Origin of the sequence: Pseudomonas sp. LA5 (assembly GCF_028640825.1) — a bacterium.
In the GTDB taxonomy this organism is placed as follows: Bacteria; Pseudomonadota; Gammaproteobacteria; order Pseudomonadales; family Pseudomonadaceae; genus Chryseomonas; species Chryseomonas aestiva.
Genome location: NZ_JAQYZY010000018.1, coordinates 33,941 through 57,224 on the forward strand (window position 1 = coordinate 33,941; position 23,284 = coordinate 57,224).

19 protein-coding genes and 4 pseudogenes are annotated in these 23,284 nt (G+C 67.4%); 9 read left to right on the plus strand and 14 right to left on the minus strand.

From position 1 onward, the window contains the following. Nucleotides 1-19 precede the first annotated feature (19 nt). Nucleotides 20-1,189: an NO-inducible flavohemoprotein gene (hmpA, locus tag PVZ72_RS00760; protein ID WP_273860961.1), complete on the minus strand. Its 1,170-nt coding sequence runs from the start codon at nt 1,187-1,189 to the stop codon at nt 20-22. 131 nt (nt 1,190-1,320) lie between these two features. On the opposite strand from hmpA, the gene norR reads away from it, so the two are divergent. Next, nucleotides 1,321-2,859, plus strand: a complete 1,539-nt coding sequence (gene norR, locus PVZ72_RS00765; protein ID WP_273860962.1) for a nitric oxide reductase transcriptional regulator NorR — start codon at nt 1,321-1,323, stop codon at nt 2,857-2,859. Between the two features lie 18 nt (nt 2,860-2,877). Here norR and PVZ72_RS00770 read toward each other — a convergent pair whose 3' ends face one another. Both PVZ72_RS00770 and betC read right to left on the minus strand, forming a co-directional pair. Continuing rightward, the gene (locus tag PVZ72_RS00770) at nt 2,878-3,795 is read right to left on the minus strand and encodes a choline ABC transporter substrate-binding protein (RefSeq protein ID WP_187980775.1); all 918 of its coding nucleotides are present in this window, start codon (nt 3,793-3,795) and stop codon (nt 2,878-2,880) included. A 21-nt stretch (nt 3,796-3,816) separates the two neighbouring features. Then, the gene (gene betC, locus PVZ72_RS00775; RefSeq protein ID WP_273861103.1) at nt 3,817-5,316 is read right to left on the minus strand and encodes a choline-sulfatase; all 1,500 of its coding nucleotides are present in this window, start codon (nt 5,314-5,316) and stop codon (nt 3,817-3,819) included. A gap of 117 nt (nt 5,317-5,433) precedes the next feature. On the opposite strand from betC, the gene PVZ72_RS00780 reads away from it, so the two are divergent. Beyond that, complete coding sequence (locus PVZ72_RS00780; RefSeq protein ID WP_273860963.1) at nt 5,434-6,420, plus strand: choline sulfate utilization transcriptional regulator; 987 nt, start codon at nt 5,434-5,436, stop codon at nt 6,418-6,420. A 7-nt stretch (nt 6,421-6,427) separates the two neighbouring features. Here the strand turns inward: PVZ72_RS00780 and gloA2 are convergent, their stop codons facing one another. From gloA2 to prlC, 5 genes are all read right to left on the minus strand, one after another. Further along, a complete protein-coding gene (gene gloA2 / locus PVZ72_RS00785; RefSeq protein WP_064307108.1) occupies nt 6,428-6,817 on the minus strand; it encodes an SMU1112c/YaeR family gloxylase I-like metalloprotein in 390 nt (129 codons plus the stop codon). Next, entirely contained in the window at nt 6,817-7,983 is a 1,167-nt protein-coding gene (locus PVZ72_RS00790; protein ID WP_064307107.1) for a lactonase family protein, read from the minus strand. The genes gloA2 and PVZ72_RS00790 overlap by 1 nt, the downstream gene beginning before the upstream one ends. Before the next feature lie 262 nt (nt 7,984-8,245). Beyond that, complete coding sequence (locus tag PVZ72_RS00795; RefSeq protein ID WP_273860964.1) at nt 8,246-8,704, minus strand: anti-virulence regulator CigR family protein; 459 nt, start codon at nt 8,702-8,704, stop codon at nt 8,246-8,248. 365 nt (nt 8,705-9,069) lie between these two features. After that, nucleotides 9,070-9,342 (minus strand): YheV family putative zinc ribbon protein, encoded by a 273-nt coding sequence (locus PVZ72_RS00800; RefSeq protein WP_158890069.1) that lies wholly within the window; start codon nt 9,340-9,342, stop codon nt 9,070-9,072. Next, on the minus strand, nt 9,339-11,435 hold the full coding sequence (prlC, locus tag PVZ72_RS00805) for an oligopeptidase A (RefSeq protein ID WP_187980772.1): 2,097 nt from the start codon (nt 11,433-11,435) through the stop codon (nt 9,339-9,341). The genes PVZ72_RS00800 and prlC overlap by 4 nt, the downstream gene beginning before the upstream one ends. Before the next feature lie 44 nt (nt 11,436-11,479). On the opposite strand from prlC, the gene PVZ72_RS00810 reads away from it, so the two are divergent. After that, on the plus strand, nt 11,480-12,031 hold the full coding sequence (locus tag PVZ72_RS00810; RefSeq protein ID WP_273860965.1) for a gamma carbonic anhydrase family protein: 552 nt from the start codon (nt 11,480-11,482) through the stop codon (nt 12,029-12,031). A gap of 351 nt (nt 12,032-12,382) precedes the next feature. Here PVZ72_RS00810 and PVZ72_RS00815 read toward each other — a convergent pair. After that, nucleotides 12,383-12,724, minus strand: a pseudogene (locus PVZ72_RS00815) (MerR family transcriptional regulator); the annotation flags it as partial. A 71-nt stretch (nt 12,725-12,795) separates the two neighbouring features. On the opposite strand from PVZ72_RS00815, the gene PVZ72_RS00820 reads away from it, so the two are divergent. Then, nucleotides 12,796-13,260, plus strand: a complete 465-nt coding sequence (locus PVZ72_RS00820; protein ID WP_273860966.1) for a hypothetical protein — start codon at nt 12,796-12,798, stop codon at nt 13,258-13,260. A 45-nt stretch (nt 13,261-13,305) separates the two neighbouring features. Here PVZ72_RS00820 and aroE read toward each other — a convergent pair whose 3' ends face one another. Both aroE and hemF read right to left on the minus strand, forming a co-directional pair. Further along, nucleotides 13,306-14,121: a shikimate dehydrogenase gene (gene aroE, locus PVZ72_RS00825; RefSeq protein ID WP_273860967.1), complete on the minus strand. Its 816-nt coding sequence runs from the start codon at nt 14,119-14,121 to the stop codon at nt 13,306-13,308. Nucleotides 14,122-14,126: 5 nt separating this feature from the next. Further along, complete coding sequence (gene hemF / locus PVZ72_RS00830; RefSeq protein ID WP_187980769.1) at nt 14,127-15,056, minus strand: oxygen-dependent coproporphyrinogen oxidase; 930 nt, start codon at nt 15,054-15,056, stop codon at nt 14,127-14,129. Nucleotides 15,057-15,199: 143 nt separating this feature from the next. Here hemF and PVZ72_RS00835 point away from each other — a divergent pair, with 143 nt between their 5' ends. From PVZ72_RS00835 to PVZ72_RS24125, 4 genes and pseudogenes are all read left to right on the plus strand, one after another. After that, on the plus strand, nt 15,200-16,177 hold the full coding sequence (locus PVZ72_RS00835) for an NADPH:quinone reductase (protein WP_158891453.1): 978 nt from the start codon (nt 15,200-15,202) through the stop codon (nt 16,175-16,177). 1,127 nt (nt 16,178-17,304) lie between these two features. Continuing rightward, nucleotides 17,305-18,819, plus strand: a pseudogene (locus PVZ72_RS24115) (PAS domain S-box protein); the annotation flags it as partial. 201 nt (nt 18,820-19,020) lie between these two features. After that, nucleotides 19,021-19,257, plus strand: a pseudogene (locus tag PVZ72_RS24120) (ATP-binding protein); the annotation flags it as partial. A 144-nt stretch (nt 19,258-19,401) separates the two neighbouring features. Further along, nucleotides 19,402-19,719 (plus strand): annotated as a pseudogene (locus tag PVZ72_RS24125) (response regulator); the annotation flags it as partial. 8 nt (nt 19,720-19,727) lie between these two features. Here the strand turns inward: PVZ72_RS24125 and PVZ72_RS00845 are convergent. The 3 genes from PVZ72_RS00845 to PVZ72_RS00855 all read right to left on the minus strand — a co-directional run bounded on the left by PVZ72_RS00845 (nt 19,728) and on the right by PVZ72_RS00855 (nt 22,515). Beyond that, a complete protein-coding gene (locus PVZ72_RS00845; protein ID WP_273860969.1) occupies nt 19,728-20,282 on the minus strand; it encodes an L-threonylcarbamoyladenylate synthase in 555 nt (184 codons plus the stop codon). Between the two features lie 64 nt (nt 20,283-20,346). After that, a complete protein-coding gene (dprA, locus tag PVZ72_RS00850; RefSeq protein WP_273860970.1) occupies nt 20,347-21,432 on the minus strand; it encodes a DNA-processing protein DprA in 1,086 nt (361 codons plus the stop codon). 51 nt (nt 21,433-21,483) lie between these two features. Beyond that, entirely contained in the window at nt 21,484-22,515 is a 1,032-nt protein-coding gene (locus PVZ72_RS00855; protein WP_187980767.1) for a LysM peptidoglycan-binding domain-containing protein, read from the minus strand. A gap of 229 nt (nt 22,516-22,744) precedes the next feature. Here PVZ72_RS00855 and def point away from each other — a divergent pair, with 229 nt between their 5' ends. After that, complete coding sequence (gene def, locus PVZ72_RS00860) at nt 22,745-23,251, plus strand: peptide deformylase (RefSeq protein WP_273860971.1); 507 nt, start codon at nt 22,745-22,747, stop codon at nt 23,249-23,251. The last annotated feature ends 33 nt before the right edge of the window (nt 23,252-23,284 follow it).

The following is a 23,284-nucleotide window of genomic DNA, read 5'->3' on the forward strand; positions in this document are numbered from 1 at the left end:
ACCGTGGGCGTTTCTGCTTTCAGAGATCCGTGGCGGGACCAAAGAACTCGTGACGGATCTGCTGCTCCGGCACCCCCAGCTCCAGCAGATCACGCCGCACCTGGGCCATGAAGGGCTGCGGGCCGAGGACGTAGGCGTCCAGGTCGCGATCCTTGGGCAACCAGCGCTGCAGGCGCGCCCGGTCCAGCCGCGAAGCGTAGGCCTCTTCCGCCACCGGCTCGCTGTAGCAGAAGTACAGCTGCAATTGCGGATGGTGGGCGGCCTGCTCTTCCAACCAGTGGCCGAAGGCCTGCACCCCGACGTGGCGGGTGCAGTGGATCAGCTGGATCGGTCGCCCGCTGGGCAGCGCCGCCGACACCATGGGCAGCAACGGCGTGATGCCGACCCCGCCGGCGATCAGCAGCAGCGGCCGGGTGGAATCCTGCAGGACGAATTCACCGGCCGGTGCGAAGACCTGCAGTACGCTGCCTTCATGGGCATCGATGTGCAGGAAGCGCGAGACCACCCCACCCGGCTGATGCTTGACGCTGATCCGGTAGCCACGGCCATCGCTGGCCGCCGAGATCGAATAGTTGCGCCGGTATTCCACCCCATCGAGGATCACACTCAGCCCCAGGTACTGGCCGGGCTGGGCGATGCTGGTGGGCAGGCCGTCCACCGGCTCCAGGTAGAAGGAGCTGATCTCTTCGCTTTCCGGCTCGATCCGGGCGATGCGGAACGGCCGCCCGCCACGCCAGCCACCGGGCGCCTCGGCCTGGGCTGCATAGCGGTGTTCCTCGGCGCCGATCAGCAGATTGGCCAGTTGGCCATAGGCGGCGGCCCAGGCGTCGATCACGGCATCGGTGGCCACCTCGGCCCCCAGAACTTCGCGGATGCTCTGCAGTAGGGCGATGCCCACCAGGGGATAGTGATCCGGCTGCACCTGCAGCGAGACGTGCTTGTTGACGATCTGCTCCACCAGCGGTCCCAGGGTGTCCAGCCGGTCGATGTAGCGGGCATACATGAGTACCGCCCGGGCCAGCGCCCGCGCCTGGGCGCCACTGGCCTGGTGGGCGCCGTTGAACAGCGGGCGGATCTCGGGGTTGTCGCCCAGCAATTTGGCGTAGAAATGCCGGGTCAGGGCTTCACCGCCGGTTTCCAGCAGCGGGACGGTAGCCGTGATGATGGCTTTTTGGTCGGATGACAGCATGGCAGGGATCTCCAAACAGGACTGCCCTGGTCGTATCACGAGTCGTGCCAACCAAAAAACTGCGCTAGATCAGTCTTTTATCCGGGGACCTGGTCATAATGACCAGGTCCCTATGACTCGCCGAGGTCAAATTGACCCGTACCACCCTGCTCGAAGCCATGGTGCCACTGGTGGCGGATCTGGCCCGCGACCTGCCCGATCAGCAGCGCTATGCCAACCTGCTCGACGCCCTGCGCCAGGTCCTGCCCTTTGATGCGGTGGCCCTGCTGCGCCTGGATGGCGAGGTGCTGGTGCCCCTGGCGGTGCGCGGGCTCGCGGCCGATACCCTGGGCCGCCGCTTCAAGGTCGGCGAGCACCCGCGCCTGGCGCTGCTGCTGGCGAGTCGCGCGCCCACCCGCTTCGCCCTCGATTGCGACCTGCCCGATCCCTACGATGGGCTGGTGGAAGGCGTGCAGGGGCATCTGGAGGTCCACGACTGCCTGGGCTGTCCACTCTATGTGCAGGACCAGCTCTGGGGCCTGCTGACCCTGGATTCGCTGCAGGCGCAGAACGCCCAGCCCGGGGATCTCACCACCCTGGCGGCCTTTGCCGGGCTGGCCGCCGCCACCGTGGCCGCCGCCGAGCGCATCGGCCAGCTCTCCGCGCGCATCGTCAGCGAGCACGAGCTGACCGTGGCCTATCAGCAATCGGTGGGGCACCAGCGGCCTCGCGAACTCATCGGCCAGAGTCCGGCCAGCCTGCGCCTGCGCCAGGAGATCGAGACCGTGGCGGCCAGCGATCTGACCGTGCTCATCACCGGCGAGACCGGGGTCGGCAAGGAGCTGGTGGCCGAAGCCGTGCACGCGCGCTCGCTGCGCCAGCAGCGGCCGCTGATCAGCCTCAACTGTGCGGCCCTGCCCGAGGCGCTGGTGGAAAGCGAACTCTTCGGCCATGTGCGCGGTGCCTTTTCCGGGGCCATCAGCGAACGCCGCGGGCGCTTCGAACTGGCCGATGGCGGCACCCTGTTTCTCGACGAAGTCGGCGAATTGCCACTGACGGTGCAGGCCAAGCTGCTGCGGGTGCTGCAGAGCGGCCAGTTGCAGCGGCTGGGCTCGGATCGCGATCTCAAGGTGGACGTGCGCATCATCGCCGCCACCAATCGCGACCTGGCCGACTGCGTGCGTGCCGGGCGCTTTCGTGCCGATCTCTACCATCGCCTGAGCGTCTATCCGCTGGCCGTGCCGGCCATGCGCGAGCGTGGCCGCGACGTCCTGCTCCTGGCCGGTTTCTACCTGGAGCAGAATCGCGCCCGCCTGGGCCTGCGCGGCCTCCGGCTGACCCCCGCGGCGCAACGGACCCTGCTGGCCTACGACTGGCCGGGCAACGTGCGCGAACTCTCTCACCTCATCAGCCGGGCGGCGCTCAAGGCCCATGCCGGCAGCGAGGAACGCGGCGGCATCCTGACCCTGGACAGCGATCAGCTCGGCCTGCCACTGGGCAGCACGGCCCTGCCCGACGAGGATCCCGCCCTGCCCGCCGCCTCCCTGCGCGAAGCCACGGAGGCCTTCCAGCGGCAGACCATTACCCTGGCCCTGGAACAGCATGGGCAGAACTGGACCCTGGCCGCCGCCGCCCTGGGGCTGGACCGCGCCAACCTCGCCCGCCTGGCGCGGCGACTCGGGCTCAAGTAGCGCTTGGAGAATTAGCGGTCAGAGCGCTTTCTGTACCGCCGGCAGGCCGGGCTGGCCGTCGCGGGTGGTGACCCCCTGCAACCAGGGCTCCAGCACCTGGGGATGGGCCTTGAGCCAGGCCCTGGCGGCGGTGTCGTAGCTGCCGCCCTTGTCCCGCGCGGCGCTCATGACGGCGTTTTCCATGTCCAGGGTGAACTTCATGTTGGTCAGCAGCCGGGCCGGATTGGGGCACTGTTCGGCGTAGCCCTTGCGCGTCAGGGTGTTCACCGTGCCGGCGGTACCGAAATACTTGTCGCCCCCGGTCAGGTACTTGATCGGGTAGTCGACGTTCATGGGATGCGGCGTCCAGCCAAGGAAGACCACCCACTTGTCGCGCTTCACCGCCCGCCCGACCTGGGACAGCATGGCCTGCTCGCTGGACTCCACCAGTTGCCAGCCGCCCAGGCCGAATTCGTTGTCCTGGATGATCTTCTGCAGCGACTGGTTGGCCGGCGCGCCGGCGCCGATGCCGTAGATCTTCTTGCCGAACTGGTCGGCGTGCTTGGCCAGGTCGTCGAAGCTCTTCACCCCGCCTTCCCAGACATAGGTGGGCACCGCCAGGGTGAATTCGGTCCCGACCAGATTCTGCGCCAGCTCGGTGACCTGCCCGGTCTTCACGAACTGGTCATAGTGCGCCTGCTGCGCCGGCATCCAGTTGCCGAGGAAGGCATCCACCTGCCCGTTGCGCATGCCGCCGTAGATGATCGGCACCGCCAGGGTCTCGACCTTGCCGGTATAGCCCAGCGCACTCAGGATCGCGCCGGTGAGGGCGTTGGTGGCGGCGATGTCGCTCCAGCCCGGATCGGCCAGGCGAACCGTTGCGCAGGCCTGGTCCTCGGCCTGGGCCGACAGGCTGACCAGGGCCAGCGTGAAGGTAGCGATGATTCCGTGTTTCATGGCCGTGCTCCAGTTAGCGGTTCAGGGTTGAGGGTAGCGGGCGCGACGCTCCAGGTCGTCGAGGTCGATGTGATTGCGCATGTATTGCTGGCTGGCATCGACGAAGGGCTGGTGATCCCAGCTGGTCCGCTCGCCCTGCTCCAGGGCCGACGCGACGAAGCGCCGCCGCCGCTGGCTGGCCAGCACCTCGCCGTGCAGGCGCGCCAGATCCCAGCGCTGGCGGACCTCGGCCTGGAAGCTGGCGAGCAGCTCGGCATAGTCGGGGCTGGCGGCCAGGTTTTCGCGCTCCAGCGGATCGTTGTGCAGATCGAACAGCAGCGGCGGATCCAGTTCGCAATGGATGTACTTGTAGGCGCCGCGACGAATCATCAGCAGCGGGCTGACGGTGCCCTCGGCCAGGTATTCGCCGATGACCTCATCGTGCCCTGCCCGGCCTTCCAGGTGCGGCAGCAGCGAGCGACCGTCCAGCGGCAGCTCCTCCGGCAGCTGGCCGCCGGCCAGCTCGACGAAGGTCGGCAGCAGGTCCATGGTCGATACCGAGGCCTGCACCCGCGCCGGGGCGAAACGGCCGGGCGCGTGGATCAGCAGCGGTACCCGCGCGGCCATCTCGAACCAGTGCATCTTGTACCAGAGTCCGCGCTCGCCGAGCATGTCGCCATGGTCGCCGGAAAAGACGATCACGGTATCGTCGGCCAGACCGCACTCTTCCAGGGTCTTGAGCAGATGGCCGACCTGGGCGTCGACATAGCTGCAGGCACCGTAGTAGGCCTGGCGGGCGTCGCGGATCTTGGCCTCGGGCAGCGGTTTGTCCCACAGATCGATCACCTTGAGCAGGCGCTGGCTGTGGGGGTCCTGCTCGGCCTGGGGAATGGCGCCTTCCGGCAGCGGGATGTCGACCTCGTTGTACAGGTCCCAGAATTCGCGGGGAATGGTGTAGGGATCGTGCGGGTGGGTCAGGGACACGGTCAGGCAGAACGGCTGGTCATCGCCGCGACGCACGTGATCGTAGAGGTACTGACGCGCCTTGAAGACCACCTCTTCGTCGAAATCCAGCTGGTTGGTGCGCACGCAGGGTCCGGCCTGCAGCACCGAGGACATGTTGTGGTACCAGCTCGGGCGCACGTCCGCCGCGTCCCAGTTCACCGCCCAGCCGTAGTCGGCGGGATAGATGTCGCTGGTCAGCCGCTCTTCGTAGCCGTGCAACTGGTCCGGTCCGCAGAAGTGCATCTTGCCCGACAGCGCCGTGCGATAGCCCAGGCGCCGCAGGTGGTGGGCATAGGTAGGGATGTCGGCGGCGAAATCGGCGGCGTTGTCGTAGCCGCCTATCTTCGACGGCAGCTGGCCGCTCACCAGGGTGAAGCGCGAGGGTGCGCACAGCGGGCTGTTGCAATAGGCGGAATCGAACACCACGGCGCGCTCGGCCAGGCGTTGCAGATTCGGCAGCTTGATCGGCGAGGCGGGGTCGTACAGCGGCAGGATGGGCGCCGCCATCTGGTCGGCCATGAGAAAGAGGATGTTCATCGGCTTGGACAAGAGCGCCTCCGCTAGGATCAGGGTTGCTTATGGGTAGTCCATCATCCGATGCCGAAAAATCTGCGTGAAGGCCATCTGGAGTGATGTTTCGGATAAGCTGGACTTATGTCTGATCGCCACGGGAAAGCCCTTTTGGACGCCACCCTCCCAGCCGACCGCCCTGCCCTGGCGCTGGACAGCCTGCGCACCTTCGAGGTGGTGGCGCGCCGCCTGAGCTTTACCGCGGCGGCCAGCGAACTGGGCACCACCCAGCCGGCCATCAGTCAGCAGATCAAGCGCCTGGAGGCCCAGCTGCAGGTCCGCCTGTTCGACCGGGTCCATCGCGGCATCCTGCTCACCGAGGCCGGACGGCTGCTGCAGGAATACGTCGAGGCCGGTCTCGCCACCCTGGACGAGGGGGTGCGGCTGGTTACCGCCCGGCCTGCCCATGAAGTCCTGCAGGTGGCTACCGACTTCGCCTTCGCCGCCTATTGGCTGCTGCCGCGCCTGCCGCGCTTCCATGCCCGCCACCCGGAGCTGGACGTCAGCCTGGTCACCAGCGACCGGGTGCCGCTGCCCGGTCCGGAGATCGACATCACCCTGGGCTTCGGCGACGGCCGCTTCAAGCATGGCGAAGCCTGGCCGCTGTTTCGCGAAGAGGTCTTTCCGGTGTGCAGTCCGCGCCTGCTCCAGGGTCGGCAGCCGCCGTTGCCCGCCATGGAGCTGGGGCGCTGGCCGCTGCTGCATCTCAAGGCGGCGCCCAACAGCCGCTGGTACGACTGGAAGACCCTGCTGCCGGCGCTGGACCTGGCGCCCCTGCCCGCGGCGCCGTCCGGCGCGGTGCTGAGCTTCGACAACTACACCCTGGTGATCCAGGCGGCCATCGCCGGCCAGGGGCTGGCGATCGGCTGGCGTCACCTGGTGGACGATCTGCTGCGGCAGGAACTGCTCTGTCGCCCCTTCGCCGGACTGGCCACCTCGCGCTATGGCTATTACGCCATCCTGCCCGAGCGCAAGCGGCGCCAGCGGCTGGTGCAGCGCTTTCTCGACTGGCTGCTGGAAGAGCTGGAGATGCCGCGCGAGTCCCTGGCCGGCGCACGGCTGGCGACCTGAGCCGAACTCAGCGCTCGTAGACTTCCAGTGGCAGATCGTCCGGATCGGCGAAAAAGGTGAATCTCCTGCCGGTCAGCTCGTCGGTACGGATCGGCTCGGTGACCACGCCATGGCCCTGCAGGTGGGCGACGGTGGCGTCCAGGTCGGCCACGGCGAAAGCCAGGTGGCGCAGGCCCTGGGCCTCCGGGCGCGACGGCCTGGGCGGGGCATCGGGAAAGGAGAACAGCTCCAGCTGGGCATGCGTGCCCACTGCCAGATCCAGCTTCCAGGAGCGCCGGGCCTCGCGATAGGTCTCGGCGATCACCGGCAACCCGAGGATCTCGGTATAGAAGTGCCGGGAGCGTTCGTAGTCGGCGCAGATCAGCGCCACATGGTGCAGACGGTCGAAGTGGGTCATCAGGGTACCGCGACGAATTTGAGGTCGGACGGAGCACCGACGTCCAGGCTCTGCAGTTCATCGCCGAGCTTGCCGCTGTCGGGATCCCGGGCGAAGACCTTGAGCTGGTTGGATTTCTGGTTGGCCACCAGCAGGTACCGCCCGGACGGATCGATGGCGAATTCCCGCGGCGACAGGCCATTGACCGGATGGCGCTCGACAAAGGTCAGGGTGCCGTCGGGATTCACCGCGAACACGGCAAGCTGGTTGTCCGTGCCACGGCTGGCGACATAGAGGAAACGTCCGTCGCCGGACAGGTGCAGGGCCCCGGCATCCCGCTCGCCGGTGAATTCCTGGGGTGTCAGGCTGTAGCTCTGCAACTGCCGTAGCATGCCGTCCTGATGGGCGAAGGCCATCACCTGGCCGGCCAGCTCCAGGGTCAGGTAGGCGTAGCGGCCATCGGCGCTGAACACCAGGTGGCGCGGCCCGCTACCTTCCGGCACCGGCACGAAGGGCGTCTCGGCGGCCACCAGCGGTCGCTCCGGCTGCTGCGGCAGATAGCGATAGACGAATACCTTGTCGGCGCCCAGATCCGGGGCGAAGACGAAGCGGCCGTCCGGGGTCGTCACCGCCGCGTGCACATGGCTGGACTGCTGGCGCGGGTGCTGTTCGCTGGGCTGGTGGAATTCGATCTGCGCCACCGGACTGAGCACGCCGCCGTCCTGGATCGGCAGCACCGCCAGCGAGCCCTCCGGCAGGCTGGAGTAGTTGGCCACGAACAGGAACTTGCCGTCGGTGCTGAGGCTGGAATGGGTCGGCTCGTCGCCCAGGCTCTTGACCTGGCTGATCTGCTGCAGGCGGCCATTGCCGGGTTCGAAACGATAGGAAGTGACCCGCCCGATGCTGTCGCCGCTCGAACCCCGGCCATTCTCGTTGACGGCGAACAGGGTCCGGCCATCCCGCGACAGGGTCAGAAACGAGGGGTTGGACGCCTTGACGATGCGCAGCGGGCCATCGATCTGACCATTGCGGCTGTTGAAGCGATAGACATACAGCCCCTGGCTGCTGCCCGCGGTGTAGCTGCCGACCAGCAGATTGAACAGACCGGGTTCGGCGCGGGCCGGGGCGTTGTGCCCCACGAGCAGGGCGAACAGGGCCAGCGGCAGCAGACGGGGCAGAGCTCTCATGGGAAATCCTTGGCGAGCGGTGGGCGTTGAGACCGATGCGGAGCGGCCCGGTTTCCCTACCGTCTGGAGGCGGAAGGCGGCCGCGCGCGGCGGCTATTCTACTGAAATCCGGGCTGGCACTGTGCCAGAGGCCTTTCGCCATTTATCGCCTGCGCCGGCGCGCTGGCGGTCTATGTCGGGTCAACCGGCGCGAGGAGGCCGCGCCAGAGCCTGCGGTGAACTCGGCACTGTCCGGGGGCTGCCGGTAAAAGAATTGGTCAGGCTAGTCCAGCACGCCCTGCAGAATGGCGTAGACGAGCCCGGTGCCCACGGCGACCAGCACCATGTCGGTCCCCAGGCGGCGCCATTCGTAGCCCGGATAATCCGGCAGCTGGCGGGCGATACCCGGCGGCAGCGGTCGGCCATACCCGGGAGGCAAAGGGTGCCCGCGTTCCAGACGCAGTCCTGGCGGCAGGTCGCCACCGCGGCCGATCTGGCCGCGCAGTGCCTGGATGCGCTCCCGCGCCGGTCCCAGATCCGGCGGTCCACCGGCGGCCGGTCCGGCACCCGGGCGACCCGGGCCGCGCGACCCGGGCCCCGGTCCCTGGCCATGGGGGCCACCCTGTTCCTGCCAGCCCGGTCCGTGCGGACCTTTGGGCCCGCCGGGTCCGTGATCCGGAGGCGCGGCCAGGGCCAGATTGCCGATCAGACAGAGGGCTGCAGTGGAAAGAAGGGTACGCATCGGCGGCTTCCTCGTAGAAGACGATGGCAGCGGTTATCCACTTGGAGTCTGGTTACTGAAAAAGACTCCCGGGTCATTCCCGGACTTATAGCCTGTGGATAAATCGGGGATAAAAGCGGTATAACTCCGTGATAAATCCCCAAACGTTGTTAGGGACCAAATAAAAATCCTTTATTATCAATACCTTAAAAAGATGATCGGCTGGCTATCGAATCCGCTTTTTGTGGATAAAGCCTGGGACCCCCCTATGCTGACGTCCATTTTCGCCTGCACTCAAGCCCTGCGCGGAGCGATTTTCCCCAGCCTGGGAACGGAAAAGCCGCGCCTGGATGACCGGGCGCGGCTTTTCCGGAGGTCGCCTTTCCCTATTCCGGCTTCTTCAGCTTGGGATTGGGAAAGAACTGCACGGCCTGCACCTTGGGATCGGGCTTCTTGGGCTTGAGCGCACTGATGTTGACCCGCGTCGGCAATTCCTTGGGGACCGAATTGCCGCGCTCGTCCAGGGTGTCGCTGTAGCCGCAGGAGACGCACTCGCGGTTGGGCGTGCCGTCCTGGGTCCACATCTTCAGGGTGTCCTGCGCCTGGCACGCCGGGCAGACCGCCCCGGCGATGAACCTCTTGCGGATCGGCTCGCTCACGCCGCCTCCTCGCTCAGCCCGGAATGGCGGAGCAGGGCATCGATGCTGGGTTCGCGGCCGCGGAAGTCGACGAACAGCACCATGGGTGCCTGGGAGCCGCCGCGGGCCAGGATGGCTTCACGGAAGGCCCGACCGGTTTGCGGATTGAAGACGCCTTCTTCCTCGAACTTGGCGAAGGCATCGGCGGACAGCACCTCGGCCCACTTGTAGCTGTAGTAACCCGCGGCATAACCGCCGGCGAAGATGTGCGCGAAGCTGTTGGGAAAGCGGTTGTAGGCCGGCGGCCGTACCACGGAGATCTCGTCGCGGATGCCTTCCAGCACCTCGCGCACGCTGCGGCCGTCGCCGTGGCTGGCATGCAATTCGAAGTCGAACAGCGAGAATTCCAGCTGGCGCAGCATCATCAGGCCGGACTGGAAGTTCTTCGCCGCCAGCATCTTGTCCAGCAGCGCCTGGGGCAGCGGCTCGCCGGTCTCGTAGTGACCGGAGATCAGCGCCAGGCCCTCGGGCTCCCAGCACCAGTTCTCCATGAACTGGCTGGGCAGCTCCACCGCATCCCAGGCCACGCCGTTGATGCCGGAGACGCTGGCGTGCTCGACGCGGGTCAGCAGGTGATGCAGGCCGTGGCCGAATTCATGGAAGAGGGTGGTCACCTCGTCATGGGTGAGCAGCGCCGGCTGGCCGGGGCTGGCCGGGGTGAAGTTGCAGACCAGGTAGGCCACCGGATCGATCAGCCGGCCCTGGGCATCGCGACGCTTGTCGCGGGCACCGTCCATCCAGGCGCCACCGCGCTTGTTGGCGCGGGCATAGAGATCGAAGTAGAAGCGGCCGATGGAGGTACCGTTTTCCTTGATCTCGAACAGGCGCACGTCCGGATGCCACTTCTCGAAATCGCGCAATTCGGCGATTTCGATGCCATAGAGCTTCTGCACCGTGGCGAACAGGCCGGAGAGCACCTTGTCCACCGGGAACCAGGCGCGGACCTCTTCCTGGGACAGCGAATAGCGCTGCTGGCGCAGCTTTTCGGCGAAATAGCCGGTGTCCCAGCTCTGCAGATCCTGCACGCCCTGTTCGGCGGCGAAGGCACGCAGTTCTTCCAGGTCGCGCTGGGCGAAGGGCTTGGAGCGCACGGCGAGGTCGCGCAGGAAACCCAGCACCTGATCACTGCTCTCGGCCATCTTGGTGGCCAGCGACAGCTCGGCATAGTTGGCGTAGCCCAGCAGGCGGGCCAGTTCCTGGCGCAGGTCGAGCAGTTCTTCCATCACCGGGCCGTTGTCGAACTGGCCGGCGTTGGGGCCCTGCTCGGAGGCGCGGGTGGCGTAGGCGGCATAGACCTCTTCACGCAGGGCGCGGTCATCGGCGTAGGTCATCACCGCGTAGTAGCTGGGGAATTCCAGGGTCACCAGCCAACCGTCCAGCTCCTTGGCCTGGGCAGCGGCCTGCAGCTGGGCCTTGGCCGACTCGGGCAGGCCGGCGAGGGCGGCTTCATCGGTGAGGTGCTTGGTCCAGGCCTGCGTCGCGTCGAGCAACTGGTTGGAAAACTTGCTGCCCAGCTCGGACTTGCGCGCCTGGATGGCGGCATAGCGCTGCTGCTCGGCCGGCGGCAGGTCGATGCCGGACAGGCGGAAGTCGCGCAGGGCGTGTTCCAGGGTGGTCTTCTGGCCGGCGTCGAAGCCCTTGGCTTCTTCGCTCTCGGCCAGGCGGCTGTAGGCCTGGAAGAGGTCCTTGTTCTGGCCGATCTCGGTGGAGTAGGCCGACAGCTTGGGCAGGCAGGCCTCATAGGCGGCGCGCAGCTCGGCGCTGTTGCACACGGCGTTGAGGTGGCCGATGGGGCTCCAGGCCTGGCCCAGCCGATCGTTCAGCTCGTCCATCGCCAGCACCAGGCCGGCCCAGGTGGGGTGTTCCTTCTGCGTCTCCAGCAACTTGGCCAGGGCGGCACGGTTCTCGGCCAGGACGGTATCGATGGCCGGCTCGACGTGCTCGGGCTTGATGGCGGAAAAGGGCGGCAGGTCGTAGGACTGAAGCAGCGGATTGCTGGCGCTCACGGCGTTCCCCTCGGGGCGATGGCTTTGACAGTTATATATGGAGCCCATCCTAATAGGTCTCAAGACCCTTCCGACGAGAAAAGGTATCTATCGTGACCATAAGGACCTTCCAGGGTAAGACCCCGCACCTGGGCGAACGCGCCTTCGTCGATGCCACCGCGGTGGTAATCGGTGATGTCGAGCTCGGCGCAGACAGCTCGATATGGCCGCTGACAGTGATCCGCGGCGACATGCATCGCATCCGCATCGGCGCCCGCACCAGCATCCAGGACGGCAGCGTGCTGCATATCACCCACGCCGGCCCCTTCAATCCGGACGGCTATCCCTTGCTGATCGGCAACGACGTCACCGTCGGCCACCAGGTGACCCTGCACGGCTGCACGATTGGCGACCGGGTGCTGGTGGGCATGGGCAGCATCGTCATGGACGGCGCGGTGGTGGAGGACGACGTGGTGATCGGCGCCGGCAGTCTGGTCCCGCCAGGCAAGCGGCTGGAAGGCGGCCACCTCTACGTCGGCCGCCCGGTCAAGCGGATCCGCCCGCTGGAGGAGAAGGAACGCGCCTTCTTCACCTACAGCGCCGGCAACTACGTGAAGCTCAAGGACCAGCATCTGGCCGAAGGCTATGGGGAGGAGGGTGCCTAGGCGTCCGCATTCGTTGGCTTCGGAGACAAAGCCGCCTCAGCCGCAGAGCGAGCGCCGTAGCGTGGAAAACGGCGCAGCCTTTTCCACAGGTGACTTCATGGCGCGGGGCACGCCCTCACCCCAGAGAGGGCGCTATCCGAGTAGCCTGCAGAGCCGTAGCGTGGAAAACGGCGCAGCCTTTTCCACAGGTGACTTCGTGGCGCGAGGCTCGCCCTCACCCCAACCCTCTCCCAAAGGAAGACGGGGCTATCCGAGCGGGGGGTCATCTTCCACATCTCCGACCCGATCGCGATCAGCTGTTATGACCCAGCCCCTAGGAGCGGTCGCGTCGGCCGCGATCTGCCAACCCCGCAGCGGACAGGCTTCACCCAGCCGCGAATACAGCACCCCACGCAACGCCTGCAATTCGTCGATGCGCGCCTCGATGACCCTGAGCTTGTCGCGCAGCAGTTCCTGCAAATAGGCGTCGGGATCGGCAGCGCGCTCGACGTCCTCCAGGTTGGCGGCGATTTCCTGCAGGCTGAAACCCAGTCGCTGGGCGGTACGGATGTAGCCCAGCCATTCCACGGCTTCAGGCGGATAGTCACGATAGCCGTTGGCCCGCCGCCGCGCCTTGAGCAGCCCCTGGCGCTCGTAGAATCTCAGGGTGTCGCGACTCAGGCCGGTGGCCTGGGCGAGGGTGCCGATACGCATCCATTCTCCTTGACCCTGGACCTAGCTCCAGGGTCGACACTGGACTTCCTCTCGTTCAAGGAAGTCCGCCCATGTGGAAGCTTGCGCCCTATCTGCGGCTGGTCCGTGCCAGCGCCCTCTATGATCTGCTGGTTACCGCGCCCTTCGCCACCCCCTGGAGTCTCGCCTGGCTGCTGCGGCAGCTCGACGATCTCGGCCAGGCACTGGGCCTGGCGCCCCTGGCGGAGTTCCCGCCGGAAGCCCTGCTGCTGGGCAATCTGCTGGGCTCCCTGGTGTGCGTCTGGTCTGTGCTGCGCCTGGTCAGGCCTTCTCTGCTGCTGGGACGCTACGACGCCGTGGCCAGGGGCCTGTTCGCCTTCTGGCAGGCCTGGGCGCTGTACCAGGGCGCCAGTCCCTTGCTGGCAATGTTCCTGGTAGTCGAAATCGGCTTCGGCGTCGCCCAGGCGTGGCCGGTATCTCTGGCCTCATGCCCCTGCTCGTTGGGCTTCGGCGATAGAACCGCCTCAGCCCAACCTACGACGACGACGCTCCAGTAGGTTGGCGCTGAGCGCAGCGAAGCCCAACACCGCCCAGGCCCGACCTCAGCCCAGCTGCCGCCTCAGCTCCGCCAGCACTGGAGCACCATCGGGACGCACGCCGCGCCAGAGTTCGAAGGCCTCGGCGGCCTGTTCCACCAGCATGCCCAGGCCGTCCAGGGTGTGGAAGGCACCCTCGTCCTGCGCCCAGCGGTTGAAGGGGGTGAGATCCTTGCCGTACATCATGTCGTAGGTCACCGTCTGCGGGCCGATAACCGCCTCCGACAGGGGCGGGCGACCGCCACCGAGACTGGCCGAGGTGCCGTTGATGATGACGTCGAAGGGCTCTCTCAGGGTGGAGAAGGCGGCCACCTCGATGGTCCCCAGCTCGGCGAACTCCCGCGCCAGTTGCACCGCCTTGAGTTCGGTGCGATTGGCCAGCACCAGTTGTCCGGGGTTGCAGGCCAGCAGCGGCTCCAGCACGCCGCGTACGGCGCCGCCGGCGCCCAGCACCAGGACGCGCTGGCCGGCCAGCTGCAGACCGGCGTTGACCGTGAGATCCCGGACCAGACCGGCGCCGTCGGTGTTGTCGCCGAGCAGGCGACCATTGGCCTGGCGCTTGAGGGTGTTGACCGCTCCGGCCCGCCGCGCGCGCAGGGTGAGTTCATCGCACAGCTGATAGGCCTCTTCCTTGAAGGGCACCGTGACATTGGCGCCCAGGCCGCTCTGGAAAAAGCTGCGGGCGCTTTCGCTGAAGCCGTCCAGCGGCGCCAGCAGCGTCCCGTAGTGCAGGCGCTGCCCGGTCTGGTCGGCGAACAGGCTGTGGATCAGCGGCGACTTGCTGTGGGCGATGGGATTGCCGAAGACGGCGTAGCGATCCATGGGCTCTATCCTGCGGGCGTCGGGGCGAGCGCGAGCCAGTCGCGGTCGGTGAGAAAGAAATCGGTCAGCCGCGCTTCCGGCGAGCCGGGCACGGGTTTCCAGTCATAGCCCCAGCGCACCTCGGGCGGCAGCGACATGAGGATGGACTCGGTGCGCCCGCCGGACTGCAGGCCGAACAGGGTGCCACGGTCATAGACCAAGTTGAATTCCACGTAGCGGCCGCGGCGATAGGCCTGGAATTCCCGCTCGGCCTGACCGTAGGGCTGGTCGCGGCGGCGCTGGACGATGGGCAGGTAGGCGTCGACGAAGGCATCGCCGATGGCGCGCTGGAAGGCGAAGCAGGTGTCGAAGTCCCAATCGTTCAGGTCGTCGAAGAACAGACCGCCGATGCCGCGCGGCTCGCCCCGGTGCTTAAGATGGAAATAGCGGTCGCACCAGGCCTTGTAGCGCGGATAGACGTCGGCGCCGAAGGGCGCGCAGGCGTCATGGCAGACCTGGTGCCAGTGCACGCAGTCGGCCTCGTTGCCGTAGTAGGGGGTGAGGTCGAGACCGCCGCCGAACCACCAGACCGGCGCCTCGCCGGGCTTCTCGGCGAGAAAGAAGCGCACATTGGCGTGAGCCGTGGGGATATGGGGATTGCGCGGGTGCATGACCAGGGAGACACCCATGGCCTCGAAGCTGCGCCCGGCCAGTTCCGGACGATGGGCGCTGGCCGAGGGCGGCAGGCTGTCGCCATGCACATGGGAGAAGTTCACGCCGCCCTTTTCCAGCAGGGCGCCGTCGGCAATCACCCGGGTGCGGCCACCACCGCCGGTCGGCCGGGTCCAGGCGTCTTCGGCGAAAGCTGCGCTGCCATCCTCGGCTTCCAGTGCGGCGCAGATGCGCTCCTGCAGATCGAGCAGATAGGCCTTGACGGCCTCCAGGGAGGGATTCATCGCAAGGATTTCCACAACAGGCGGGGAGGGCGCAGAGCATAACACCCGTATCCGACCGGTTGACGTGGCCCGCGGTTGCGGCTTGGATGAAGGCTCACCCCAAGAGAGCCCGGCCAAGGGCTCCAACCAGGAGACACGCAAGCATGGCCCAGCGCATCCAGTTCAGCCGCACCGGTGGTCCCGAAGTACTCGAACTTGTGGATTTCGAACCCGCCGCGCCCGGCCCCGACGAGGTGCAGGTGCGCAACCACGCCATCGGCCTCAACTTCATCGAGACCTATTACCGCAGCGGCCTCTATCCGCCGCCGGCGCTGCCCTCGGGCCTGGGCACCGAGGGTGCCGGGGTGGTGGAAGCGGTCGGCAGCGCCGTCACCCGCTTCAAGGCCGGCGATCGCGTGGCCTATGCCACCGGGCCGCTGGGCGCCTATGCCGAGGTCCATGTGCTGCCCGAGCGGCATCTGGTGCACCTGCCGGAGGCGATCTCCTTCGAACAGGGCGCCGCGGTCATGCTCAAGGGGCTGACCGTGCAATACCTGCTGCGCCAGACCTATCCGCTGCAGGCCGGCGACACCGTGCTGTTCCATGCCGCGGCCGGGGGCGTCGGCTCCCTGGCCTGCCAGTGGGCCAAGGCCCTGGGCGTGCGTCTGATCGGCACCGCCGGCTCCCCGGAAAAGCTGGAAAAGGCCAAGGCGCTGGGTGCCTGGGCGGTGATCGACTACCGCCAGGAAGACGTCCCGGCGCGGGTCCGTGAATTGACCGAGGGCGCCAAGGTGCCGGTGGTCTACGACGGCGTCGGCAAGGACACCTGGGAGATGTCGCTGGACTGCCTGGCCCCACGCGGTCTCATGGTCAGCTTCGGCAACGCCTCCGGCGCGGTCACCGGGGTCAATCTGGGCATTCTCTCGCAGAAGGGCTCGCTCTATGTGACCCGGCCGACCCTGGCCACCTACGCCGCCTCCCCCGAAGCCCTGCAGGACATGGCCGATCAGCTGTTCGAGCTGATCAGCGATGGCCGCATCCAGGTGGACATCGGCCGACGCTATCCACTGGCCGAAGTGCAGGAGGCGCACCGGGCGCTGTCGGGTCGCGAGACCAGCGGCTCGACCATCCTGCTGCCCTGAGGCGAAGCACCCGGATGCCTGGCCGGGTAAATCGTGACGGCCATTAAGTTTCCCGCACCCAGGCGGCACGACGGGGGTAAACGCCGGTCTATCTCGGACAGTCAGGTCGCCTCGGCCTCGACGTTCTTTCCAGAATCGGCCGGATCGCTGCCCTCGTCATGCCTATCTCCAGCCCCCTCGCCAGCCTGCTCGACACCGCCACGGACACGGCGCTCATCACCCTGACCGCCGAAGGGCGGATCGGGCAGTGGTGTCCGAACGTCGCCCGGCTGCTGGGCTGGACGGCGCAGGACTGGCTCGGTGAATCCATCGTCGGCCTGCTGCTCCCGGAGCCGCCGGCCGACGGCTGGCTGACCGCCCTCGAACGCTGCCAGACCCAGGGCCTGCGCCACCGCGACGGTCACCTGGTACGCCTCGACCTGCATCTGGTGCCGCTGCGCCGGGCCGATGTCGCCGTGGGCTGGTTGCTGCATGTCTGGCAGGCCCCGGCGAGCCGTGCGCGTTTCGCCGCTCGGCGCAGCGCCGAGCGGGAGCTGCCGCAACGCCTGCAGGCGCTCGGCGAATGGTCACGGCGCCTCGGCGGCACCACGGATCTGGCCGCCTTGCGACTGTGCGCCACCCAGGCCCTGCGGGACCTGGCTGACGATCCCCAGGCGCGGCTGCTGTCCGTGGCCGAGGCGGGCAGTCCGCCGGTGGGTGAGTTGCTCATCCCCTTCGGTCCTGCCACTCAGCCCTTGGGCTATCTGCAACTGGGCGGCGCCGTCGAGGCGGATACCCGGCTGGTGCTGGATCAATTGGCCCTGCTGCTGGGCGCCCTGCTCATGCGGCAGCAGACCCAGGACCAGGTCCGCCACCTCGAACGGCGGTTGTCGCTGGAACAAGGGCTGCTGGCCAGCGTGCTGCAGCAGGCGCCCCTGGGTATCTCCATCACCGAGGCCGGCAGCGAAGAAGCGGTGATGCTCAACGACCGCGTCGATACCCTGCTGGGCAGACGTCCGGCCGGCGAGACGCTGGACGAACGCTATGGCGCCATCGGCGCCCTGCACGCCAATGGCCAGCCCTATGCGGTGGACGACTATCCCACGGTACGGGTGCTGCGCAGCGGCCAGGCGGTGGCGCCCGAGTTGATGCGCTATCGGCGACCCGACGGCAGCATCCGGCTGCTGGAGGTCTCCAGCGCCCCGGTCCGCTCCGCCACCGGCGAGGTGATCGCCTCGGTCACCCTGTTCGACGACGTCCAGCAGCGCGTCGATGCCGAAACCGCCCTGCGCGAACACAGCGCGCGCCTGGCCAGCCTGATCAACCAGGCGGCGGTCGGCATCTGCCAGACCGACGCCCGCGGGCGCATCCTGCTCGCCAATCGTCGCTATTGCGAAATGCTCGATCGCAACGAGGTCGGGGTGCTGGAGCAGACCCTGCAGGCCCAGACCCATCCCGAGGATCGGGCCATCCTGGAGCGCCACCTCGACACCCTGCGCGAGCGGGGCGACAGCTTCAAGCTGGACCAGCGCTTCCTGCGCCCCGACGGCACGGTGGTCTGGGTCAGCCTGCACGGCTCACCGCTGCAGTCGGAAGTCGGCCAGGCGCTGTCGGTGAGTCTGGTGGTGGTGGATCTCACCCAGCGCAAGCAGGCTGAAGCCGCGCTGCACCTGTCCAACCAGCGCTTCCGCAATGCCGTGGAGGCAGTGCAGGGAGTGGTCTGGACCAGCAACGCCCAGGGCCATCTGCTCGGCGAACAACTCGCCTGGAGCACCCTGACCGGGCAGAGTTATGCGCAGTATCAGCAGGACGGCTGGGCCGATGCCCTGCATCCCGAGGATGCCCCCCGCACCCTGCGTCGCTGGCGCCTGGCGGTGCAGCAGCAGGTGGATTTCCACGACGAGCACCGCTTGCGCTGTCGCGATGGTCAATGGCGCACCTTCAGCGTGCGCGCCCTGCCGGTGCGGGAGAATGGCGTGGTCTGCGAATGGGTGGGCGTGCACACCGACGTCAGCGAGATCCGCATGGCCGAGCACCGCCTGCGGCGCCTGGCCGAATTGCTGGAACAGCGCGTCCACGAACGCACCGTCGAGCGTGACCGCATGTGGCGGGTCGCCGACGACCTGCTCGGCGTCATCCAGGGGCAACGCTGGCTCAGCCGCAATCCCGCCTGGGGCCGGACCCTGGGCTGGGACGACGAGGAATTGCGTCATCAGCCGCCGACCTCGCTGGAGCATCCGGACGATCCGCCGGTATTTCCGCGCCTGGCCGCCCTGCGCCACGGCGAGGTGCTCAGCGATCTGCCCGGGCGCCTGCGCACCCGCGACGGTCACTGGCGCCACATGATGTGGAAGGCCACCGCCGATCACGACGGACGCATCTATGTCTTCGGTCGCGACGTCACCGTCGAGCACGACGCCGCCCTGGCCCTGCAGAACGCCGAGGCCGCGCTGCGCCAGGCGCAGAAGATGGAAGCCATCGGCCATCTCACCGGCGGCATCGCCCATGACTTCAACAACCTGCTCACCGGCATCAGCGGCTCCCTGGAATTGCTGCGCCGCCGCCTGGATCAGGGGCGCCACGACAACCTGCAGCGCTACCTGGACACCGCCGAGCAATCCGCCACCCGCGCCGCTGCCCTGACCCATCGCCTGCTGGCCTTCGCCCGCCGGCAGACGCTGGATCCACGGCCGGTAAACGTCAATGACCTGATCCTGTCCCTGGAAGAACTCTTCCAGCGCACTCTGGGCGAACGCATCAGCCTGCGCAGCAGCCTCGCGCTGCAGTTGCCACCGGCGCGCACCGACACCAACCAGCTGGAGAACGCCCTGCTGAATCTGGTGATCAATGCTCGCGATGCCATGCCCGAGGGCGGCCAGCTGACCCTGGAAACCGCCGTCGATCACCTCACCGACCTGGCCGCCGAGCATGACCTGCCACCAGGTGATTACGTACGCCTGACCATCGCCGACACCGGTAGCGGCATGCCGGCCGAGGTGGTGGATCGCGCCTTCGATCCCTTCTTCACTACCAAGCCGATTGGCCAGGGCACCGGCCTGGGTCTGTCGATGCTCTATGGCTTCATCAAGCAGTCGGGTGGCCATGTGACCCTGGAGAGCGAAATGGGCAGTGGCACCCGCGTCAGCCTCTGGCTGCCTTGCGCCCCACCCGAGCGGCCGGCGGCGAGCGACACGCCCCAGGCGGCCATCGCCCAGAGTCGGGGCGAACGCCTGCTGCTGGTGGAAGACGATGTTTCGGTGCGACTGCTGCTACGCGAGATGCTCACCGAGCTGGGCTATCGCGTGCGCACCGCCGCCAGTGCCTCGGCGGCGCTCACCCTGGTCGACGGCGATCTGCCCTGTGACCTGCTGATCACCGATCTCGGCCTGCCGGATCTCGACGGTGCCGAGCTGGCAGGGCGTCTGCGCGAGCGCTGGCCGGAGCTGCCGGTGCTGTTCGTCAGTGGTCACGCCGAGCGGCCGACCCCGAATGGCGAGCTCTCGCTGGCCAAGCCGTTCCAGATCGATGCACTGGCGCGGTTGCTGCGCCAACTGCTCGATTGACCTAGGGCCTAGGGCCGGAAGACCTTGCCGGTCACCAGGTCGCGAATCACGCTGGGATTCTTGCGCCCGCCCAGTTCGCCCATGAGGATGCCGTCCAGGTTATCGGGAAAGTACTGCTGGACCCGCAGCCGGGTGCGCGCGGACGGGCGGCCGGCGGGATTGGCCGAGGTGGAGATCAGCGGCCCGGTCAGGGCGCAGAGTTCGCCTACCAGGGGATGCTCGGAGACCCGCAACGCCACGGTGGCGTGGGCGCCGGTCACCCAGCCGGGCAGGCGATTGTGGTGCGGCACCAGCCAGGTGTTGGGTCCTGGCCAGGTGCTGGCCAGCTTGGCCAGTGAGGCCTCGGGCAGATCGTGGAGCAGGAAGTCGAACTGGCGGATGTTGTCGGCCACCAGGATCAGACCCTTTTCCATCGGCCGCCGCTTGAGCATCAGCAGGCGATAGACCGCGGCCTGATCCCAGGGATCGCAGCCCAGGCCCCAGACGGCCTCGGTAGGGTAGGCCAGGACGCCCCCCTCGCGCACGATTCGCGCCGCCTGCCGCACTCGCCAGCTGTTATGCATCGCCTAGCCTCCGCCAAATCCCTGAAGTCTACCCGAGCGCGCTGCCGATGCCAGTCATCCGCCGCTAGCCGAGCCGACTCCAGCTGCCCTGCTGCGCCACTACCCGGCCTTCCAGCTCCAGCTCGGTCAGCTGGACCAGGACCTCCGGCAGCGACAGGCCGCAGAGCCGCGCCAGCTCTTCGCTGTTGAGCGGTCCGGCGGTCAGGTGGCGCAGCAGGGGATGATCCTCCACTGCCACGGCCGCGGCGAGCGGGGCCAGGCTGCGCCAGCCCTGCAGGGCGTCGAGGATGTGTTCCACGCTTTCCACCAGTTGCGCGCCCTCGCGGATCAGCTGATGACAGCCGCGGGCGCCGGGATGATGGATGGAGCCGGGCAGGGCGAACACTTCGCGGCCCTGCTCGGCAGCCAGCCGCGCGGTGATCAGCGAGCCGCTGGAGGGGCTGGCCTCCACCACCAGGGTACCCAGGCTGAGACCGCTGATGATCCGATTGCGCCGCGGGAAGTTGGCCGCCTGGGGCGTGCAGTCCAGCGGCAACTCCGAAACCAGCGCGCCACCCTCGGCCAGCAGGCGCCGGGCAAGACCCAGGTGCCGGCGCGGATAGAGCTGCCGCAAGCCGGTGCCCAGCACGGCGACCGTGCCGCCGCCGGCTTCCAGGGCGCCCTGATGCGCCGCGCCATCGATGCCCAGCGCCAGGCCACTGGTGATGCAGAAGCCGGCCGCGGCCAGGCTGTGGGCGAAACGCCGGGCATTGTCCAGCCCCTGGGCACTGGCCTGGCGACTGCCGACCAGGGCCAGTTGCGGCCGTTCGAGCAACGCGACCTGTCCTTCGACGAACAGCAGCGGGGGTGGATCGGCGATCTCGGCCAGCAACGCCGGATAGCGCTCGTCACCCAGGCAGAGCAGGTGGCGTTCGGAGCGGTCCAGCCAGGCCAGCGCCTGATCGACCCGTTCGCGGGTCGCCGGGCTGCGACGGGCATCCGCGGCCACCGCCGGCAGGCGCAGGGCGCGCCAGGCCGAGGCGGGGGCATTGAGGGCGGCAGCGGCGCTGCCAAAGGCATCCAGCAGCAGGCGCTGGCGCACCGCGCCGAGTTCCGGCAGGGCATGCAGGCGAAGCCGGGCGTCCAGCTCGGCAGGGGAGAAGCTGGCCATGGTGTCGTCCTTGAGGGGTGGCCGGTCGCCGTCCTGGCGACCCGGGAGGGGTTAGGGGTTGCGCACCTTGTCCATGATTTCCAGCTGGCGGGTGGCGGTCAAGATCAGGCCGTAGCTGATCTTGTCGTAGGTGCGAAACACCATCAGCAGGCCGGCGCGCTCGTCGGGGATCTTCACCAGCTCGCCGGTGATGCGATCGCGCACCGTCTCGCCGGTCTTGTTGACCGCCAGCACATTGCCTTCGGTCAGGCCATCGCGGGTGCCCTTGTTCAGGGTCACCACATCGAACTGGCCGACCTGGGTGACGCCACGGGGCACGTCGAGGATCAGGCCGCTGATGTCACGCGCCGGCGCGCTGGGCATGAAGGTGGAATTCACCAGCCGCTCCTCGGTGGGGAACAGCCGGTCGCCCAGGCGGACCTCCTGGGTGGTCCGGGTCAGCCGCAGGGTGGCGATGTCCCCTTCCTGGGTAACCAGATCGGCGCTGCCGATGAAGTCGCCGTTGATGCCGAGGAAGGCACCGGTCTTGGGATCGACATAGGTCTTGCCCTGGCGATAGATGCCATAGGCCGAGACGCCCGGTTGCAGCTTGCCGCGCACATAGATGCGATCGCCAGCGCCGCTCACCACGCGCTCGGCGTTGCCGGCCACCACATAGGGCGCCGCCTGGAATTGTTCGGCCGAATCGATGGCGCGATTCTGCAGCAGGAAACTGTTGACCGCTTCCAGCGGAATGGCCGGGATGGCTTCGGCGATGGGCGTGCTGCGCACCGTGGGTGACAGCTTGACCGTGCCGCGCGAGGCGCCGCGGTTGAGCTGCAGGCGCGGCTGGCCGTCGACATAGCTCAGCACCAGGGTATCGCCGGGATAGATGAGGTGGGGATTCTTGATCTGCGGATTGGCCTGCCAGATCTCCGGCCATTCCCAGGGTTTGCTGAGGAATCTGGCGGAGATGTCCCAGAGGGTATCGCCGCGGACCACGGTATAGCTTTCCGGGTGATCCTGACGCAGGGTGACCGCTGCGTACGCCGACTGCAGGGCGCCCCCTGCAACCAGCAGCAGGGCGAACAAAGATTTCCTCATGCGTCGAATCCCTTTACACTTAGCTTTGAAGAACCGTCTTCACGCAAACGTCGGGGAATCGCCCCAGTCGTGCCCTGATCGCCACCTCTGTCGGCACCGGGCGGCGCAGGCGCTCATCCCCGTCGACCGACGTCATCCACCGTTCGGGACCAGCCCGAGCCGGGTGGAAACAACGCTGCGGCATCTTAGCAGCGCCCCTTGACTGTATTCCACAAGTGCCCTCAACGCCATGGCGATCCTAGACATCCTCGAATTCCCCGATCCCCGCCTGCGCACCGTCGCCAAGCCCATCGACACGGTGGACGACGCCCTGCGCCAGACCATCGAAGACATGTTCGAGACCATGTACGAAGCGCCCGGCATCGGTCTGGCAGCCACCCAGGTCAACGTCCATCGTCGCCTGGTGGTGATCGACGTCAGCGAAGACAAGAGCGAACCCTTGGTCTTCATCAATCCCGAGGCCGAGCCGCTCACCCAGGAATTGGGCGAGTACCAGGAAGGCTGCCTGTCGATCCCCGGTTTCTACGAAAAGGTCTGCCGCCCCGAGCGCGTCCGGGTCAAGGCCCTGGACCGCGACGGCAAGGCGTTCGAGCTGGAATGCGACGGCCTGCTGGCGGTGTGCATCCAGCACGAGATCGATCACCTCGACGGCAAGCTGTTCGTCGACTATCTGTCGCCGCTCAAGCGCGATCGCATCAAGAAGAAGCTCGAAAAGCAGCAGCGCCACAAGGCCTGATCGCCCTGGCGGACGGCGTCATCGGCGTCCGCC

Excerpts from the sequence above, each read along its gene's own strand:
- PVZ72_RS00770 (WP_187980775.1), bottom strand. The coding sequence starts at position 3,795 with ATGAAACACGGAATCATCGCTACCTTCACGCTGGCCCTGGTCAGCCTG.
- PVZ72_RS00795 (WP_273860964.1), bottom strand. The coding sequence starts at position 8,704 with ATGCGTACCCTTCTTTCCACTGCAGCCCTCTGTCTGATCGGCAATCTG.
- PVZ72_RS00820 (WP_273860966.1), top strand. The coding sequence starts at position 12,796 with ATGTGGAAGCTTGCGCCCTATCTGCGGCTGGTCCGTGCCAGCGCCCTC.
- hemF (WP_187980769.1), bottom strand. The coding sequence starts at position 15,056 with ATGAATCCCTCCCTGGAGGCCGTCAAGGCCTATCTGCTCGATCTGCAG.
- PVZ72_RS00855 (WP_187980767.1), bottom strand. The coding sequence starts at position 22,515 with ATGAGGAAATCTTTGTTCGCCCTGCTGCTGGTTGCAGGGGGCGCCCTG.
- PVZ72_RS00835 (WP_158891453.1), top strand. The coding sequence starts at position 15,200 with ATGGCCCAGCGCATCCAGTTCAGCCGCACCGGTGGTCCCGAAGTACTC.
- gloA2 (WP_064307108.1), bottom strand. The coding sequence starts at position 6,817 with ATGACCCACTTCGACCGTCTGCACCATGTGGCGCTGATCTGCGCCGAC.
- def (WP_273860971.1), top strand. The coding sequence starts at position 22,745 with ATGGCGATCCTAGACATCCTCGAATTCCCCGATCCCCGCCTGCGCACC.
- PVZ72_RS00845 (WP_273860969.1), bottom strand. The coding sequence starts at position 20,282 with ATGCATAACAGCTGGCGAGTGCGGCAGGCGGCGCGAATCGTGCGCGAG.
- betC (WP_273861103.1), bottom strand. The coding sequence starts at position 5,316 with ATGAACATCCTCTTTCTCATGGCCGACCAGATGGCGGCGCCCATCCTG.
- aroE (WP_273860967.1), bottom strand. The coding sequence starts at position 14,121 with ATGGATCGCTACGCCGTCTTCGGCAATCCCATCGCCCACAGCAAGTCG.
- hmpA (WP_273860961.1), bottom strand. The coding sequence starts at position 1,189 with ATGCTGTCATCCGACCAAAAAGCCATCATCACGGCTACCGTCCCGCTG.
- prlC (WP_187980772.1), bottom strand. The coding sequence starts at position 11,435 with ATGGGCTCCATATATAACTGTCAAAGCCATCGCCCCGAGGGGAACGCC.
- PVZ72_RS00780 (WP_273860963.1), top strand. The coding sequence starts at position 5,434 with ATGTCTGATCGCCACGGGAAAGCCCTTTTGGACGCCACCCTCCCAGCC.
- dprA (WP_273860970.1), bottom strand. The coding sequence starts at position 21,432 with ATGGCCAGCTTCTCCCCTGCCGAGCTGGACGCCCGGCTTCGCCTGCAT.
- PVZ72_RS00790 (WP_064307107.1), bottom strand. The coding sequence starts at position 7,983 with ATGAGAGCTCTGCCCCGTCTGCTGCCGCTGGCCCTGTTCGCCCTGCTC.